At 40.2% G+C, this 15,559-nt stretch carries 14 protein-coding genes; 9 read left to right on the plus strand and 5 right to left on the minus strand.

The window, feature by feature from the left end:
- Positions 1–4: 4 nt before the first annotated feature.
- Together NYE23_RS07775 and NYE23_RS07780 are read right to left on the minus strand one after the other, a co-directional pair.
- Entirely contained in the window at positions 5–1,204 is a 1,200-nt protein-coding gene (locus NYE23_RS07775; RefSeq protein WP_341076806.1) for a CdaR family transcriptional regulator, read from the minus strand.
- Between the two features lie 73 nt (positions 1,205–1,277).
- Entirely contained in the window at positions 1,278–1,952 is a 675-nt protein-coding gene (locus NYE23_RS07780; RefSeq protein WP_341076807.1) for a GntR family transcriptional regulator, read from the minus strand.
- Between the two features lie 231 nt (positions 1,953–2,183).
- On the opposite strand from NYE23_RS07780, the gene NYE23_RS07785 reads away from it, so the two are divergent.
- The 7 genes from NYE23_RS07785 to NYE23_RS07815 all read left to right on the plus strand — a co-directional run bounded on the left by NYE23_RS07785 (position 2,184) and on the right by NYE23_RS07815 (position 9,944).
- Positions 2,184–2,987: a transporter substrate-binding domain-containing protein gene (locus tag NYE23_RS07785; protein WP_341076809.1), complete on the plus strand. Its 804-nt coding sequence runs from the start codon at positions 2,184–2,186 to the stop codon at positions 2,985–2,987.
- A gap of 79 nt (positions 2,988–3,066) precedes the next feature.
- The gene (locus tag NYE23_RS07790; protein WP_341080646.1) at positions 3,067–4,221 is read left to right on the plus strand and encodes a saccharopine dehydrogenase family protein; all 1,155 of its coding nucleotides are present in this window, start codon (positions 3,067–3,069) and stop codon (positions 4,219–4,221) included.
- A gap of 54 nt (positions 4,222–4,275) precedes the next feature.
- Positions 4,276–4,932, plus strand: a complete 657-nt coding sequence (locus NYE23_RS07795; RefSeq protein WP_197249749.1) for an amino acid ABC transporter permease — start codon at positions 4,276–4,278, stop codon at positions 4,930–4,932.
- A gap of 95 nt (positions 4,933–5,027) precedes the next feature.
- Positions 5,028–5,780, plus strand: a complete 753-nt coding sequence (locus NYE23_RS07800; RefSeq protein ID WP_341076814.1) for an amino acid ABC transporter ATP-binding protein — start codon at positions 5,028–5,030, stop codon at positions 5,778–5,780.
- Between the two features lie 196 nt (positions 5,781–5,976).
- A complete protein-coding gene (locus tag NYE23_RS07805; RefSeq protein ID WP_341076816.1) occupies positions 5,977–7,068 on the plus strand; it encodes an aromatic ring-hydroxylating oxygenase subunit alpha in 1,092 nt (363 codons plus the stop codon).
- Between the two features lie 69 nt (positions 7,069–7,137).
- Positions 7,138–8,553, plus strand: coding sequence for an amino acid permease (locus NYE23_RS07810; protein ID WP_341076817.1), 1,416 nt, complete (start codon positions 7,138–7,140; stop codon positions 8,551–8,553).
- Between the two features lie 71 nt (positions 8,554–8,624).
- A complete protein-coding gene (locus NYE23_RS07815) occupies positions 8,625–9,944 on the plus strand; it encodes a flavin monoamine oxidase family protein (protein WP_341076819.1) in 1,320 nt (439 codons plus the stop codon).
- A gap of 147 nt (positions 9,945–10,091) precedes the next feature.
- Here the strand turns inward: NYE23_RS07815 and NYE23_RS07820 are convergent, their stop codons facing one another.
- The gene (locus NYE23_RS07820; RefSeq protein ID WP_156185133.1) at positions 10,092–10,199 is read right to left on the minus strand and encodes a MetS family NSS transporter small subunit; all 108 of its coding nucleotides are present in this window, start codon (positions 10,197–10,199) and stop codon (positions 10,092–10,094) included.
- The gene (locus NYE23_RS07825; protein ID WP_341076824.1) at positions 10,199–11,716 is read right to left on the minus strand and encodes a sodium-dependent transporter; all 1,518 of its coding nucleotides are present in this window, start codon (positions 11,714–11,716) and stop codon (positions 10,199–10,201) included. Before NYE23_RS07825 ends, NYE23_RS07820 begins: the two co-directional genes overlap by 1 nt.
- 401 nt (positions 11,717–12,117) lie before the next feature.
- Here NYE23_RS07825 and NYE23_RS07830 point away from each other — a divergent pair, with 401 nt between their 5' ends.
- On the plus strand, positions 12,118–13,401 hold the full coding sequence (locus NYE23_RS07830; RefSeq protein ID WP_341076826.1) for an NAD(P)/FAD-dependent oxidoreductase: 1,284 nt from the start codon (positions 12,118–12,120) through the stop codon (positions 13,399–13,401).
- A gap of 69 nt (positions 13,402–13,470) precedes the next feature.
- Entirely contained in the window at positions 13,471–14,460 is a 990-nt protein-coding gene (locus tag NYE23_RS07835) for an ornithine cyclodeaminase family protein (RefSeq protein ID WP_341076829.1), read from the plus strand.
- Positions 14,461–14,606: 146 nt separating this feature from the next.
- On the opposite strand, the gene NYE23_RS07840 is transcribed toward NYE23_RS07835, so the two are convergent.
- Positions 14,607–15,545, minus strand: a complete 939-nt coding sequence (locus NYE23_RS07840; RefSeq protein WP_341076831.1) for a metal ABC transporter substrate-binding protein — start codon at positions 15,543–15,545, stop codon at positions 14,607–14,609.
- Positions 15,546–15,559 lie beyond the last annotated feature (14 nt).

A 15,559-nucleotide genomic window follows, 5' to 3' on the forward strand; every position in this document is an offset into this window, starting at 1 on the left:
TGTCTCACCGGCATGATGCCTGCATTTCTTCATAGCATTTGATGGCAGTAAAGAGAAGCATGCAATGTTCAAAGCTGCTGGTGTTGAGGGAAGTGATTTCGCTGATTTTTTCCAGTCTATAAATGATAGTGTTCCGGTGGATAAACATATTTCTTGATGCTTCACTCAAGTTCATATTGTACTTGCAGAATCCCGTAAAGGTGGACGATAATACCTCATAATTATCTTGCTCTATTAAAGAAGATATCAAGTTTAAGAGTTTTTGCTTATAGGCAGGAGAAAGCTCTCTTGGCAAAAGACTCAGCATGGCTTCTCGCTCAATATACAAATAAATTTGGGGATGATCTTGAAATCCCAGTCCAACATTTATTGCTTTCATAGCATTTTGGTAAGATTCATAGTATCCTTTATGGCCATTTTGAACATCTCCCACACCAATCTTTGCAGAAACATTGTATTTAGCATCAAGAAACGAATTGATTTTTTCCAGCCTTTCACCCAAAGTTTCCAGGAAAGATGCAAATGACTGAGAAAAGGGCATGGATTTAAAAATAATAAAACGTTTGAAATCCAGAAAAGACACGATATCATTGTCATTTTCATGAAAGATTAACTTTAAAAAGCTCAGCATTTCTTTTTGAAAGTATTGAAACGAAAGATCCCCAAAAAGGTTCCGGTCACCTGAAAGAGGGTTAGTGACATCAATTATAATACAGGTCCGATTGACGGAGAGATCAAAATCGAGCAGTTTCGCATACTGGAAAATATGCTCTTTGTCTTCTAGTTCAGAATCTTTATAATGAATAAGTTGATGAACCAGCATTTCTGCCATTTTTTCTTTCAGCTCCACCATTTCTTTCCGGAAAGCGTCCTGGCACATCATTTCAACTTGATTTTTGACAAGCTGTACATATTTCTCGACCTCAGCGGGATTGCCCACAATTCCAAGCACACCAATTACTTTATTGTTAAACTTTAAAGGAGCAGACACACCAGGGAGAATTTTTTTCTCTATTTCATTCCTGCAGACCACCGTCGTATTTTTATTTATTACTTCAAGAGAAGGACGATGAAAGATCCCGATTCTGCTTTGATCCGTTGAACCAATGATGTATCCCTCATTATCGGTAATGCTGATGGGATACTCCAATATCTCACTGGTTTTTTCCACAATGTCCTGAGCGATATTTTCTAGGATTTTCATTTTTTTGCATTCCTTTCTAAACACCATATATTCTCAAGTTATCCGCAAAATCAGCAATAAGTTATTTGATTGCCTAAAAGATTTCATCAAACTCTTTATAACGGTAATAATGAGTTTCCAGGCTGGTTATGGCACGTTTAAAATGATTCTCTAACACTATTTCTAATTTTTCTGTATCCTTATCTTCAATAAGAGAAAGTATATGGCTGTGTTCATCAGGACTATAGGGTTCTTGTTTCGGGTTTGAGAAAAAATCATCAAAAAGGATTAGATAGATATTCGTCTGAGTGATAAGCCTCAAAATAAACTCGTTCAGAAATTTATTGCCGCATTTTTGCGTGATGCTGATATGAAATTCCTTATTAAACTGTACATAGTCTTCCGGGTTTCGGTTATAAAGTGACTCTTGTTCATTTACAAGATTTCTCTTAATGGCACTGAAATCTGATTCAGTTAAGAAATTCATTGCGTGGCATACTGCAATATACTCTAATTTAGATCTCAATTCATAAGCTTGTATCATTTCCTCTTTCGTAGGATTCGTAACAAAAGCACCTCTATTCGGGATTATATCTACCAGACCCTCCATTGATAATCTTTTGATTGCATTCCTGATGGGAGTGCGGCTTACACCCAGAGAGTTTGATAGATAATGTTCCACCAGCTGTTTTCCAGGCGCTAATTTCCTTGCAAGTATAGCTGTTTTAATATGGTTATACACGTTTTCTTCCATGGAAACCTTCTTCATACACATACCTCCGGAAATAGAATCTTCTCCTGCAAAAGGAAATCTTATATTAATATAATAATATTTAAAATATTCAAAAAATATTGACAATTACATAACCTAAGTTTACACTATTCTTGTAGATTGTTCTACAATTTTGAACAACAATATTTTAGAGTGTATAGAAAATAGACTTACATTTTTGCAGCCTGTGCTAGCATTCTGAAATATTGAAATTAAGGGGGAGACGGAATGAAGAAGGGCTTTTTGATTTCATTGGTTTTTCTGATCATTGCTGGAATGCTGGCTGGCTGCGGAGGAAACAAAACATCAGGTGAAAGCAAATCAGGCAGTGTGTTAGCTCGGGTTAAGGAGTCTAAAGTACTGAAAGTCGGATTTGAGGGTACATATCCTCCTTTTAACTTTTTGAATGACGATCAGAAATATGACGGCTTTGATGTTGATATTTCTAATGAAATAGCAAAGCGATTAGGTGCTGAAACTGAATTTGTTGCTACTAAATGGGAGAGCCTTATTGGCGGTTTGAAATCGGATAAGTTTGATATTGTGATAGCCCAAATGACGGTAACTGAAGAGCGGAAAAAAAGCGTTGACTTTACCGACCCTTATGTTGTGACTGGTTCAGTCCTGATCACAAGAGAAGATACTGATGGAATTTCTGAATTAGAAGATATAAAAGGAAAAAATGTCGGTGTCGGAGGGGGAACTACTTTTGAAGAAGTTGCCAACAGTGTGGACGGTGCGAATGTAAAGACATATAAGGCTGTTAATGATTATATTGCTGATCTGATGAATAAACGTCTGGATGTTATCATTAACGATCAATTATTAATGAGTTATAACATTAAAGAAAATGATTTGCCGCTCAAGATTTCAAGTGACATTGTTAATAAGGATGAAATCGGAATGGCCATTAAGAAAGATAATGATGACTTTGTTAAGGAAGTCAATCAGATATTGGCAGATATGAAAGAAGACGGAACATATTCTGAAATTTATAAGAAGTGGTTTGGAACGGAACCATTAGAGAATTAAAGAATTTATCCCTTAAAGACAGGAATGTCTCTGCTCCTGTCTTTACTTTAAAGGGAAATATTTAAGAGGAGGAGAAATGATGCGGGCTGTTGTTTTAGGGACTGGAATGATAGGCACTACTGTAGTATGTGAATTGGCAAAGTTTCCTGATATTGAGGCGGTTACTGCTGTTGACGTGAATGAAAGCAGTGTGGAAAAGTGTGTTGAAATAGCCAATACCCAAAAGGTGTATGGTAAACAGGCGTCTCTTGAAACAATAGAAGATATACAGAATGTTTTAAAGGATGCGGACATTGCTGTTGCTTGTCTGCCACATTCATTAAGTCCATTAGCCATTGAAGCTGCTATCAGAGAAAAATGTCATTTAGTAGATTTAGTAGGATCCAAGTATGAAGAAAAAGTGAAGCTTGACCAGAAAGCAAAAGAGGCTGGGGTGGTTATTGTACCAGGATGTGGTGTTGCGCCGGGGATAACTAACTTTTTGGCAGCGCAAGGCATCGAAATGCTCGATGAGGCTGACGAAGCAGTTATGACATGCGGAGGCATTCCGCGGTTTCCCCAGCCGCCGTTATGGTACCAAGTCGTGTTCCGGCTTGAAAGCGTACTCGGCCTGTATACAAGGCCTGCATTAGCAGCTGAAAATGGCGAACTGGTTGAACTTCCGGCATTGTCTGGATTAGAGAAAATGTCTTTTCCTGACCCGGTTGGCATGTGTGAAGCGGTCATTACAGATGCACATAGTACCGCCTATACGTTAAAAGATAAAGTGAAGAGACTGTACGAAAAAACGGTAAGGTATGAAGGGCATTGGGAAAGAATGCAATTCCTCAGTCAGCTTGGTTTCTTTGATGATGAACCAATTGATATTAATGGAACGCAAATCAGGCCGCGTGCATTCTCTGAAAAAGTCTTAGCTCCAAAGCTTCAAGGCAAGACCAAAGAAGATATCACTGTCTTACGCGTTGAAGTTAACGGAAAGAAGTCAGGTGTCCAAACGAAATACACCTGGGAAATGGTTGATTTTTATGACCATGAACGCAATATTACCTCTATGGCTAAAACTACTGCTCTTCCTGCTATGTTATTGGCTAATTGGATTGCAGAAGGAAAAATTTCCGAAAAGGGCATTGTTTCAGTAGAAGAGCTCATTATTAAAGACCGTTTTGCTCCATTCATGGAACAATTGGGAGAATTAGGGATAAAAATAAGATTTAAAGAAGAAGTCCTTGTATAATGATTAATATTTGCATAACCAGAGGAAGAAGATAGTTAAAGGGGAGGAGTGCTTATGGATTTTTTAATTGTAATAGAAGCCTTGCCGCCATTATTATATGCAACCTTGATGACTATATTTTTAGCTGTAATATCCATTGTGATTGCACTTTTTCTTGGTTTTTTTACAGCTTTGGCACGAATTTCAAAAATTACCGTATTAGTTAAAACAGCTGAAGCATATGTATCTATTTTTCGCGGAACTCCGCTGCTGGTACAAATTTTTGTCATTTATTATGGTTTGCCGCAAATTAATATTGAACTTGATCCCATTCCATCCGGAATTCTCGCATTAAGCTTAAACGCTGGGGCTTATTTATCTGAATCATTTCGCGCTTCCATTCTATCAATTGACAAGGGGCAGATGGAGGCAGCCGTATCACTGGGAATGACCTACAGCCAGGCCATGAGACATACTATACTGCCACAGAGCCTGCGTGTAGCCATACCCACCATGTCAAATACCTTTATTATTTTAATCAAGGACACTTCTCTTGTATCTGTCATTACTGTTACAGAGCTGCTGCAAATGTCTTCTTTAATAATAGCTAAAACGTTTGAGCCGCTGACAATCTACTTGGTTGCAGCTGCACTTTACTGGGTTTTGATTGCATTCTTTACAGCAATATTGGATCGGTTTGAAAAACGCGCTTCTAAGCATGTAGCCGTATAATTCCAGTGGGTTTTCAGAAATAGTTGGCATTCATATAACAAGAGGAAAGCATTATATGAAAATTTATCTGGCAAATCGAAGGATTGGGGGCAATTATGAGTGTAATACAAATACAAAATTTAAAAAAGAAATTCGGTGAAATGGAAGTGCTTCATGGTATAAACCTATCTGTAAATAAAAGTGAAGTTGTTGTCCTGATGGGGCCGAGCGGTTCCGGTAAATCCACTCTCCTCCGCTGTTTGACCTTTTTAGAGGAACCAACTGAAGGCACCATTCAGATTGGCTCTCAAAAAATTGCTGCAGGAGGCAAGCCAAATCGTTCACGTAAAAATGAAATAAGAGAACTCCGGAAAAGAACTGGATTTGTGTTCCAGCAATTTAATTTGTTTCCTCATAAAACAGCAATTGAAAATGTTATGGAAGGTCCAATCGTTGTGCAGGGAATGGAGAAAGAACAAGCAGCGGAATTAGCACAGACCCTCCTTGAAAAGGTCGGACTTGGAGAACGCTGCCACCATTATCCTTCACAGCTATCAGGAGGACAGCAGCAGCGTGTAGCAATAGCACGAGCGCTGTCAATGAACCCTGCCGTAATGCTTTATGATGAACCTACTTCGGCATTAGACCCAGAACTTGTCAGGGAAGTTCTCCAGGTAATGAAAGATTTGGCAAATGAAGGCATGACCATGGTAGTTGTCACACATGAAATGAAATTTGCGAAAGAGGCAGCTGACAGAGTCATCTTCATGGATGGCGGTGTAATTGTGGAGGAAGGAAGCTCTGAAGACATTTTTAATAACCCGAAGGAAGAACGGACAAAACGGTTTCTAATGCAAGTTAATGATTAGCAATTAAATTTGAGGGATTGAACTGCAGAGCTTGCGCCTGCAGTTTTTTAGACAAAAAAACCAAAAATAGTATTTTGACATTCCCTATTTTTTGTTCAATTTAAACATATAATTCAGAATATTTTTAATTTAAAATAAGTTTAACCGCTGTTAGCAGTGTTATTAGATGTAATTTGTAAAAGGGAGTGAGTAAATCGTGAAAGAAGTTAGAGTCAGTACTGACTTAAGTGAAGCACATACACTGCCATCGTGGATCTATACGGATCCAGAAGTTTTGGAGGCAGAAAAAAGAGAAATTTTCAGAAAGACTTGGCAGTATGCAGGACATTTGAGTCAAGTCAGCAGGCCGGGAGACTATTTTACGGCTGAGGTTGCTGACCGTCCTATCATTATTAGCCGCGGACAGGACGGAGACTTGCGTGCGTTTTATAATGTATGTTCTCATCGCGCTTCCAAGCTTGTGGAAGGGGAAGGAAATAAGGCCGTTTTTACTTGTCCCTATCATGCCTGGACATACCGGACAGATGGTTCGCTCCTCAGTGCTCCGAATATGAAGGGGTGCGATCATTTCGATCATCAGGATTTCTGCTTAAAAACAATTAAACTTGAAATTATGCATTCGTTTATCTTTGTGAATCTTAATCCTGATGCTGTTTCAATGAAAATCCAATATCCTGATCTTTTCAAGCATGTGTCAAAATACGATTTGGATAGTTTAAACCGTGTGTCCGTAAAAGAGACCATCTGCCGTTCAAATTGGAAAATAGGAATTGACAACTATCTTGAGTGTGATCATTGTTCAATTGTACACAAAACACTCGTTTCAAAACTGGATATGAAACAATACGAAATGACCATGTCCGATTATTATTCTTATCAGGGAACACCGTTAAAGGGGAGAAATTTAGACTTTGAGATGGGACAGGGCGGGAGATATTATTGGCTTTATCCAAATACATGGTTTTCTTTCGATCCCGGGCCGCCTAATCTATCCATACATCAGTCCATACCGATAGATGCTAAAACTACAAAATATGTGTACACAACGTTTTTTATGGGTGATGAAGTTACAGAGGAAGAAAAAGAGTTAATGAAAATGGATGAGCTTGTCAGAAAAGAAGATCTTGATATTTGTGAGATGGTACAAAAAGGGATCGAAACAGGGGCTTATTCACAAGGAAGATTCTCGCTTACTGAAAATCTGGTTCACCATTTTCATTTAATGATTCAGAGAGATCTGGAAAAAGTACTGCCGCTTCCTATAGAAACAGCTGCAGCCGCAGACTAACATTTTTCACCAATTTGTAAGCGCTTACGAATAAAGAGATTTATTTTAATCTGAAAGCAGGGTGAAAATATGAGTCAATCAAAATTAAAAAGGCAAATGAAAAGCCGCCATTTATTTATGATGTCATTAGGGGGGATTATCGGCACAGGATTATTCCTAGGATCTGGGTATGCAATAGGAGAGGCAGGGCCAGCAGGTGCAATAATGGCGTACCTTGTTGGCGGTCTTCTAATGTATCTGGCTATGGTTTGTCTCGGAGAATTATCAGTTGTTATGCCTGTTTCAGGCTCCTTCCAGGCACATGCGACCAAGTTTATTGGTCCCGCAACAGGATTTGTTGTCGGCTGGGTCTATTGGCTGAGCTGGGCCATGTATGTCGGACTTGAATTCGTGGCTGCAGGATTGCTGATGAAAAGGTGGTTTCCGGATGTTCAAACATGGATTTGGTGTGCAATTTTTATAGTCCTGTTATTTTCTATCAACTCACTCACAACGAAAGCATTTGCTGAGACAGAGTATTGGTTCGCGGGTATTAAAGTCCTGACAGTTATCTTATTTATCATTATCGGATTAGGTGCAATTTTTGGCGTTATTTCTATGGATAGCTCCCCTGCCCCTTATTTAAGCAATTTCATTGGGGATGGTATATTCCCTGCAGGACTGGTTGGGGTCTTCATTTCCATGATGTCTGTAATCTATGCATTTCAGGGTTCGGAAATTATGGGTGTGGCTGCAGGAGAGACGGAAGAGCCAGAAAAGAATATTCCAAGAGCCATTCGGACTATCGTTTTTCGAATTCTGCTGTTCTATGTTCTGGCTATCTTTGTATTATCAGCTATTGTTCCATGGCAAGAAGCCGGAGTATTGGAAAGTCCGTTTGTAACCGTTTTTGATATGGTAGGCATTCCATATGCAGCAGATATTATGAACTTTGTTATCCTAACGGCTATCTTATCAGTCGGAAACACGGGTCTCTACGCATGTACAAGAATCATGTACTCGCTTTCAGAAACAGGGATGGCTCCAAAAGTTTTTGGAAAACTGAATAAGCGGGGTGTTCCTTCATATGCCCTTTTAGTGACTCTTGGTTTTGCACTATTATCACTATTAACAAGTTATGTAGCAGCAGATACTTTGTTTGTTGTTCTGCTGGCTGTCAGCGGAATAGGCGGCACACTTACATGGCTGGCCATTGCCGCAGCACAAATAGGGTTCCGCAGACAATATACAAAAAATGGCGGGAAAGTGGAGGATCTACAATATAAGGTGCCTTTATATCCCTTTATCCCGATCCTATGCATTGTCATGTGTCTGGCCATTTTTGCAGTTATGGCTTTTGATCCTACACAGAGAACCTCTCTATATTGGGGCTTTGGATTTATAGCCCTTTGCTATGTGTATTATTACTTCATGTATACACGCAAAAAGATTACGCTGGCTATTAATGCGGAAAATGTAACACCGGCTGTGAGGGATGAAATATAACTAAATTCAACTGCAGTTGGCCTCTATGGCCCTGCAGTTTATTTCATGGAACTGAGGGGAGAATGAAGGTAATGAATATAAAAAGTTATGATGTTATTATTATTGGCGCAGGATTTTCCGGATTAACTGCTGCAAGGGAGTTAAATATGCTGGGCAAAAAAGTATTAGTCCTGGAGGCGCGGGATAGACTCGGCGGCAGAACATGGGTGGATCACCGTTTAGGTTCAGATCTCGAAATGGGAGGCACATATGTTCATTGGCATCAGCCGCATGTGTGGTCTGAAATTACCAGATATGGGCTTGAACTGGCCTCTGGGCCAAAAGCAGAAAAAGTATATTGGATCACAGGCGGAAAGACGTTTTCATCACCAGCGGCTGAGTTTAAGAAAAGGCTAAGAGCAACTGTTGAAAGGGTCATGAAGGAAAGCAGCAAGCACATGCCATTTCCATTTGACCCCCTTCATACTGACAGTTTTCGAAAGTTGGATCATGTATCTGGAGAGCAATTCTTAAAAGATATCAATTTAACAGAAGAGGAATTCGATGTGCTGCATGGGTGGATTGCATCGGATTATTGCGGTGATCCTGCAGAGGGTGCGGTTACCCAGATATTTCGCTGGTGGGCTTTTTCCAATGGAAACTGGGATACTCACAGTGCGATGGTCTCCAGTTACCGCTTAAAACATGGAACCAGAAAGTTAATCGAAGCAATTGCTGCTGACAGTAATGCTGAAATTAAGTTATCTGCCATCGCTGGACGAATAGAACATAAAGATGGAGCTGCTAAAGTCTTTACTTCAGATGGAGAATGTTATGAATCCAAGGCAGTGATCGTTACAGTGCCATTAACGACTCTGAATAACATAGAGTTCGAGCCAGCGCTTTCAGAAGCTAAAAGGGAATCTTCAAGAGAGGGACAAACCTCAAAAGGAGTTAAAGTCTGGGCAAAAGTAAAAGGGGAGTTAGAAGCATTCGATGCATTAGCTCCTGGCAGCTATCCTTTAAATTCAGTTCATTTGGATCGGTATGCTGATGGCAATAGCATCCTGGTCGGTTTTGGACCAAGTGCAGCAAAGCTGAATCCGAACGACAGGGAAGCGGTAGAAGCGGCATTGAAATATTGGATTCCGGATATACAAGTACTGGAAAGCACAGGCCATGACTGGGTCAATGACGATTTCTCAAAAGAAACATGGCCTATGCTGAAACCCAAACAGTTAACTGCTTATCATGAAGAGTGGAATACACCAGAAGGTTCTGTGTTTTTAGGGGGTACAACCTATGCAAATGGCTGGGCAGGCTTCATTGACGGCGCAATAGAGAACGGAATAGCTGTAAGCAGGAAAGTAAATAAGTATTTAATAAGCAAACATTATGTTCATGCGGAATAAATAATTTAAAGGTGCCAGGTTAACCATCAAATGATGGTACCCGGCACCTTTTTTAACTGTCTGGCTCTAATCTCAATCACCTCGAGGCCTTAAGCCAATCACTTATACATATGATTGTCGCCGATAGGCGGGCGCCTAGCGGTTTTTTTATTTGTCATCATAGTCTGTTGTAAGGGTTCTATAAACCATATAGGAAAAGCCCCCCCAGAATAAGCCCAAGGTTAAGATCATCATAATTATTGCAGATGCAGTCATTATAATTCCTCCTTGATGCCTGTATTTGAAGAAATTGGAGCTTCTTGATCGTTCAATCCTTCTTCTTTTACAGAGCTTCTTAATCTTTTATTAAATCGGAGCAGCACGAATGCAAGCAGGAAAGTAATTCCGAGCTGAAGGATTATTGTTCCAACATTAAATTCTTCAAACGGCTTCCACCAAGTGTCCGGATACCAAGTCACACCCTGATATAGCCACCATCCGGTTACTATGACAAACAGAGCTGGTATTAGATATTTAATGGAATAAACCCACCATTTGTTTACCTTAATGAAGCTGACTTCATTTATTTCATCACGCATTTTTTCGACACCATATTTTATCGCAGTGTATGCATACAGGAAGCATGAGAGCAGAAGTGCAACTCCCCAAACCCAATCCTGGTTATTAAACACTTTCATATTAATGGCTGAAGGGATTCCGCCTAAAAAAATCAAAACAACAGTCAGCAGGATTGCTTTGTTTCTGCGGATACCATAGTCTGATAGATTCCTGGTTATTAATTCCACCATTGCAACCAATGAAGTAAAAGCCGCAAAAGCCAAAGCTCCAAAAAATGCAACGCCAAAGAAATAAGTCTGCGGCATGACACTGAGCAATTCAACCATATAAATAAAGGTTAAGCCGGTATTGCCTGAACTTGTAGCCTGGGTAATATATTCCTGTGAAGGTGCTAAAGCAAAGATGGCGGGTATGATAGTTAAACCGGCAAGTAATTCGACTGAGTTGTTTCCCAGGCCAGCTGTTAATGAATTTTGGGCAATATCGTCACGTTTTTTTGTATAAATGGCATAAGTTGCATATAATCCCCATCCGGCACCCACTGACCAGGCGGATTGTGATAATGCCTGGAGCCAGGTTGATGCTTTCCCAAGATATTCCCACTGTGGTGTAAACATATATGAAAGCCCTTCCATAGCACCCGGCAAGGTGATGGAACGGACAGCAGTAAAGATGAGCAAGAGGAATAAAAGCGGCAGGAAGATTTTAGACATTCTTTCAATTCCCTTTGTAATCCCTATAAAAACGACAAGTCCGCAAAGGGCAGCTGCAGCAAAATGATAAATAACTGGTTCTGCTGCATTGCTCGTAAAGTTTTCCCACTGAGCAGCTGAGTCAATTTTTTCTGCAAAAGTTCCCTGTAATGCTAAGATGAAATATTTAAAAGTCCAGCCAACTACTACAGAATAATAAAATGTGATTCCGGCTAAAACGATTGTGATGATAGGTCCAAACCAGGCAAATTGTTTGCCGATAAATTCTCCGAATGACCCCATCGTTCCCATTCTGGTTTTTCTGCCTATGAAGATTTCAACCATGATAAGCGGCAATGACCAGACAAATAAAAAAATGGCCCAGCCGATTAAGAAAGAACCTCCGCCATGTTCAGCAACCATTCGCGGGAACCTCCAAATATTCCCGGTGCCCACCGCCATTCCCATAGCTGCTAATATAAATCCGATTCTTGAACCCCAAACTACCTGGTTCTCTTTCAAATTTAACAACCCCTTTGTAATCAAGACTCAAAAGCACAGGATCTTTAAAACATCTATAGGGCGCATACTGTATAAATAGATCGAACGATAAGAACAACCCTCCTTCACTAAATATTATTCTATTTATTTAAAAAATTCTGCATATTAAATATATAATCTCTGAACGTCTTTATCTATGTGCAACTTTCATAAAAAATGAGACTCATTCCTCCAGAATTTAGACTAGTTTTACCAAATTTCCAGCTAAGCTTTTAAGATTCTTCATGAAGATGTAAAATACCACAAAAATTACAGTTGAAAATTATTTTTTATCATTTATATTGTACATTTTATTCAGAAAATTCACCCTCTATAATTAAAGTACTATCTAAATTAATTTACTCACAATGGAGGGGAAGGGAATGACGAAGGCTATTATTATTGGCGGAGGTATCATTGGTTTAGCATGCGCCTTTTACCTTAGAAAACAGGGAATGGATGTAGTATTAATTGATAAAGGTGATTCCGGAGCAGAATGTTCGAGTGGAAATATGGGATGGGTGTGCCCCAGTTTATCTGATCCGGTTCCTGCTCCCGGTCTGATTAAGTCAAGTTTGAAGTGGATGATAAAGCGTGATAGCCCTCTATATATTAAGCCAGCCATTGTCCCCTCATTATCACCCTGGCTCATGCAATTCTGGAAGTTTTGCAGTGAAGAATCCTACCAAAGGGGGTATACCGCAGGCTTGGAATTGAGCAGAAAAACATTGAGTTTGTTCGATGAACTCGAGCAAGAGGGCTGTCTTGAATTTGAAATGCATCGAAAAGGGCTGCTTTTTGTCTTTTTAGACCAAAGGTATATTGAAGAAAAGCTGGATAACTATAGTATTGTTGAAAGCTACGGTTTGCCGGCACCTGCAGCAAAATCAAAAAAAGAAGTAATGGAAATGGAACCGGCCCTTTCTGATGCAGTGGCTGGTGGCATATATCTCCCTGCTGAACGGCATGTCAGGCCTGAATCCCTTACCAAAGCTCTAAAAAAATGGCTTATCTCAAATGGGGCTGAGGTCCTTTCTCATACAGAAGCAACGGGATTTATCCAAGAAGGGGACAAGATCTCCGGGGTTAAAACCCGAAAAAAAACCATTGAAGGGGATCACTTTCTTGTCACTGCGGGAGCATGGGCGGGACTGGTTTTAAGACAAGTGGGATTACACATCCCCATGACAGCAGGGAAAGGATATAGCATCACCATTTCTAATCCTTCCATTCAGTTTCAGCAGCCGCTTTACTTAGGGGATTCAAGGGTAACAATTAGCCCGTTTCATGATTCTGTTAGAATTGGAGGAACCATGGAACTGTCTGGCCTTAATACTGATCTGGATCAGCGGCGAATTGATAGTTTAAAGAGTTCTGCAGCTCAATATTTACGGTCGTCTGTTCGCGGAGATGAACAGGCATGGTGCGGAATGCGGCCTATGACTCCTGATGGTTTGCCTATTATAGGCAAAGCGCCTTCACTGAATAATCTATTTATCGCGTCAGGCCATGCAATGAGTGGAATTTCCATGGCATTATCAACAGGAAGTGTTATGAGTGACCTCATTACTAAGGGAATGTCAGATATTGATTTAACCCCGTTTAGACTGGACAGGTTTTCTTCTAAGAAGACACATAAAAATCAAACTATCACTGTCAATATGTAGACATGGCAGCCAAAAAACACTTTCTTTGATTAACGGATATACGAAAAGTTCATATTGGAGTGAATGACTATGTTAATGATCAATAAAGAAACCATAAAAGAATTGTACTCAATGGAAGAGTGTATTCAGGATGTTGAGAAGGCATTTTGTTATGGCCACAAGAATAAAACGCTGACACCGGTAAGAATGTCGGTTCCGCATTCTGCATATGAAGCAGAAACTTTATATATGCCTTCCTATATTGAACCGGAAAATTATACAGCAGTTAAAGTTGTAAGTATTTTTCCGCACAATTCAGGCAGGGGAAAACCGGTTCTACAGGGAGTGATTCTGCTGACCGATGCGAAGACTGGCGAGCACGTTGCCTTAATGGATGCCAGCTACTTGACGGTATTAAGAACCGGTGCTTCAAGCGGGGCTGCAACGAAATATTTAGCGCGGGAGAATGCGAAAGTTTGTTCTGTATTAGGGTGTGGAGCTCAAGCTGCCGGCCAAATCCAAGCTGTCATGTCCGTTAGGGAGATAGAACATATCATTTTATATAACCGCACAATAGATCGAGCAGAAGTATTTAAAGATGAAATCCATTCGCTGTATCCAGATTGGAGGGGGACCATTTCAATTCAACCAGATGCCAATGCGGCTGCAGCCCAATCAGATATTCTCATCTGCAGCACGAAAAGTTCAACACCCCTTTTTGATGGATCGGTACTGAGGGAAGGAACCCATATTAATGCCATAGGTTCTTATCAGGCACATATGCAAGAGGTTGATGTTCAAACACTAATCAGAAGCAATAAAGTTGTGGTCGATACATTGGAAGGAGCCATGCACGAAGCTGGAGATCTCCTTGTTCCACATAAAAAAGGAGAATGGAATACGGATCTCATTTATGGTGAAATTGGTGAAATCGTATGCGGGGAAAAAGCTGGACGTGAAAAATCAAGTGAAATAACATTTTATAAATCTGTCGGGGTAGGGTTTTTGGACACAATGGCAGCCTCTAAAGTATATAGAAAAGCTTTGAGTGAGGGTAAAGGGGAGTCCTTTTTGCTATAAAAAATCAGGATACTCTTTTAAGTACGACACCGGATTATACTACTTTAATTGAACGGTTATGACAAGCCAGAATATAAAACAGGACAAAAAAAACGCTTGAATGTTCTTGAACATCTCAAGCGTTTTTTAGTGTAATTACATAGCCTTTACTTCGTCAAGCCTTCTTTAATGGTTTCTATATTCCATTCCATCATCGAGATGTACGTATCGCCTTCTTCACCAGGCTTTGCCAGAGAGTCTGTAAACACTTTTCCCATGATTGGAACATTGGTTTCATCAGATACGGCTTCCATGCTCCTGGCGTCAATGCTGGTTTCAAGGAACAGTCCTGTAATGCCTTTTTCATTGATGATATCTACAATTCTTGTAATTTGTTCTGGTGTTCCCTGGTTTTCCTGGTTGATTTCCCAGATGTATTCTGCCTGGAATCCGTAGGCTTCACTGAAATATTTAAAAGCACCTTCACTTGTAACGAGAACCCTTTCAGATTTCGGGATTTCGTTAAATTGTGTCACAGCTTCGTCATGCAGCTTTTGAAGCTTTGCAATATATTCTTCCGCGTTTTTTTCGTAAACCTCTTTATTATCTGGATCTGCCTTGATCAGTCCATCTCTGGCATTTTCCGCGTATTTGATTCCGTTGCGGATGTCGAGCCATGCATGGGGATCTTCTTCACTTTCTTTGCCTTTCGTAGTTAAGTGCATGGCCTCAACGCCTTTGCTCATCAGGAAGACTGGTGCATCTTCACCGTCTTTTCCGGCCGTTTCCATCAGCTTGTTGAACCATGAGTTGCCGGCTTCAAGATTCAGGCCGTTATAAAACACAGCATCAGCATCCGTTGTTTTTTGGACATCCTCAGGAAGCGGGTCATATTCGTGGGGATTAGAGCCGATGGGTGCCAGGCTATGAATCTCTATCAAATCCCCGCCTACATTTTTCACAATGTCATACACAATCGAATAGGTAGTCACAACCTGGATTTTTTCATCATTTTCGGCAGTTGTACTCTTTCCGCTGCTGCAGGCTGACAATAATGACAGGAAAAGAAGGGATGCAGCCAGTAAAAGAAAGCATTTTTTAAACATTTGGATAACCTCCT

This window comes from Cytobacillus sp. FSL H8-0458 (assembly GCF_038002165.1).
GTDB lineage: Bacteria > Bacillota > Bacilli > Bacillales > Cytobacillaceae > Cytobacillus.

Coding starts and splice junctions, on each gene's coding strand:
- NYE23_RS07775 (WP_341076806.1), bottom strand. CDS start 1,204: ATGAAAATCCTAGAAAATATCGCTCAGGACATTGTGGAAAAAACCAGT.
- NYE23_RS07780 (WP_341076807.1), bottom strand. CDS start 1,952: ATGAAGAAGGTTTCCATGGAAGAAAACGTGTATAACCATATTAAAACA.
- NYE23_RS07785 (WP_341076809.1), top strand. CDS start 2,184: ATGAAGAAGGGCTTTTTGATTTCATTGGTTTTTCTGATCATTGCTGGA.
- NYE23_RS07790 (WP_341080646.1), top strand. CDS start 3,067: ATGCGGGCTGTTGTTTTAGGGACTGGAATGATAGGCACTACTGTAGTA.
- NYE23_RS07795 (WP_197249749.1), top strand. CDS start 4,276: ATGGATTTTTTAATTGTAATAGAAGCCTTGCCGCCATTATTATATGCA.
- NYE23_RS07800 (WP_341076814.1), top strand. CDS start 5,028: ATGAGTGTAATACAAATACAAAATTTAAAAAAGAAATTCGGTGAAATG.
- NYE23_RS07810 (WP_341076817.1), top strand. CDS start 7,138: ATGAGTCAATCAAAATTAAAAAGGCAAATGAAAAGCCGCCATTTATTT.
- NYE23_RS07815 (WP_341076819.1), top strand. CDS start 8,625: ATGAATATAAAAAGTTATGATGTTATTATTATTGGCGCAGGATTTTCC.
- NYE23_RS07820 (WP_156185133.1), bottom strand. CDS start 10,199: ATGACTGCATCTGCAATAATTATGATGATCTTAACCTTGGGCTTATTC.
- NYE23_RS07830 (WP_341076826.1), top strand. CDS start 12,118: ATGACGAAGGCTATTATTATTGGCGGAGGTATCATTGGTTTAGCATGC.
- NYE23_RS07835 (WP_341076829.1), top strand. CDS start 13,471: ATGTTAATGATCAATAAAGAAACCATAAAAGAATTGTACTCAATGGAA.
- NYE23_RS07840 (WP_341076831.1), bottom strand. CDS start 15,545: ATGTTTAAAAAATGCTTTCTTTTACTGGCTGCATCCCTTCTTTTCCTG.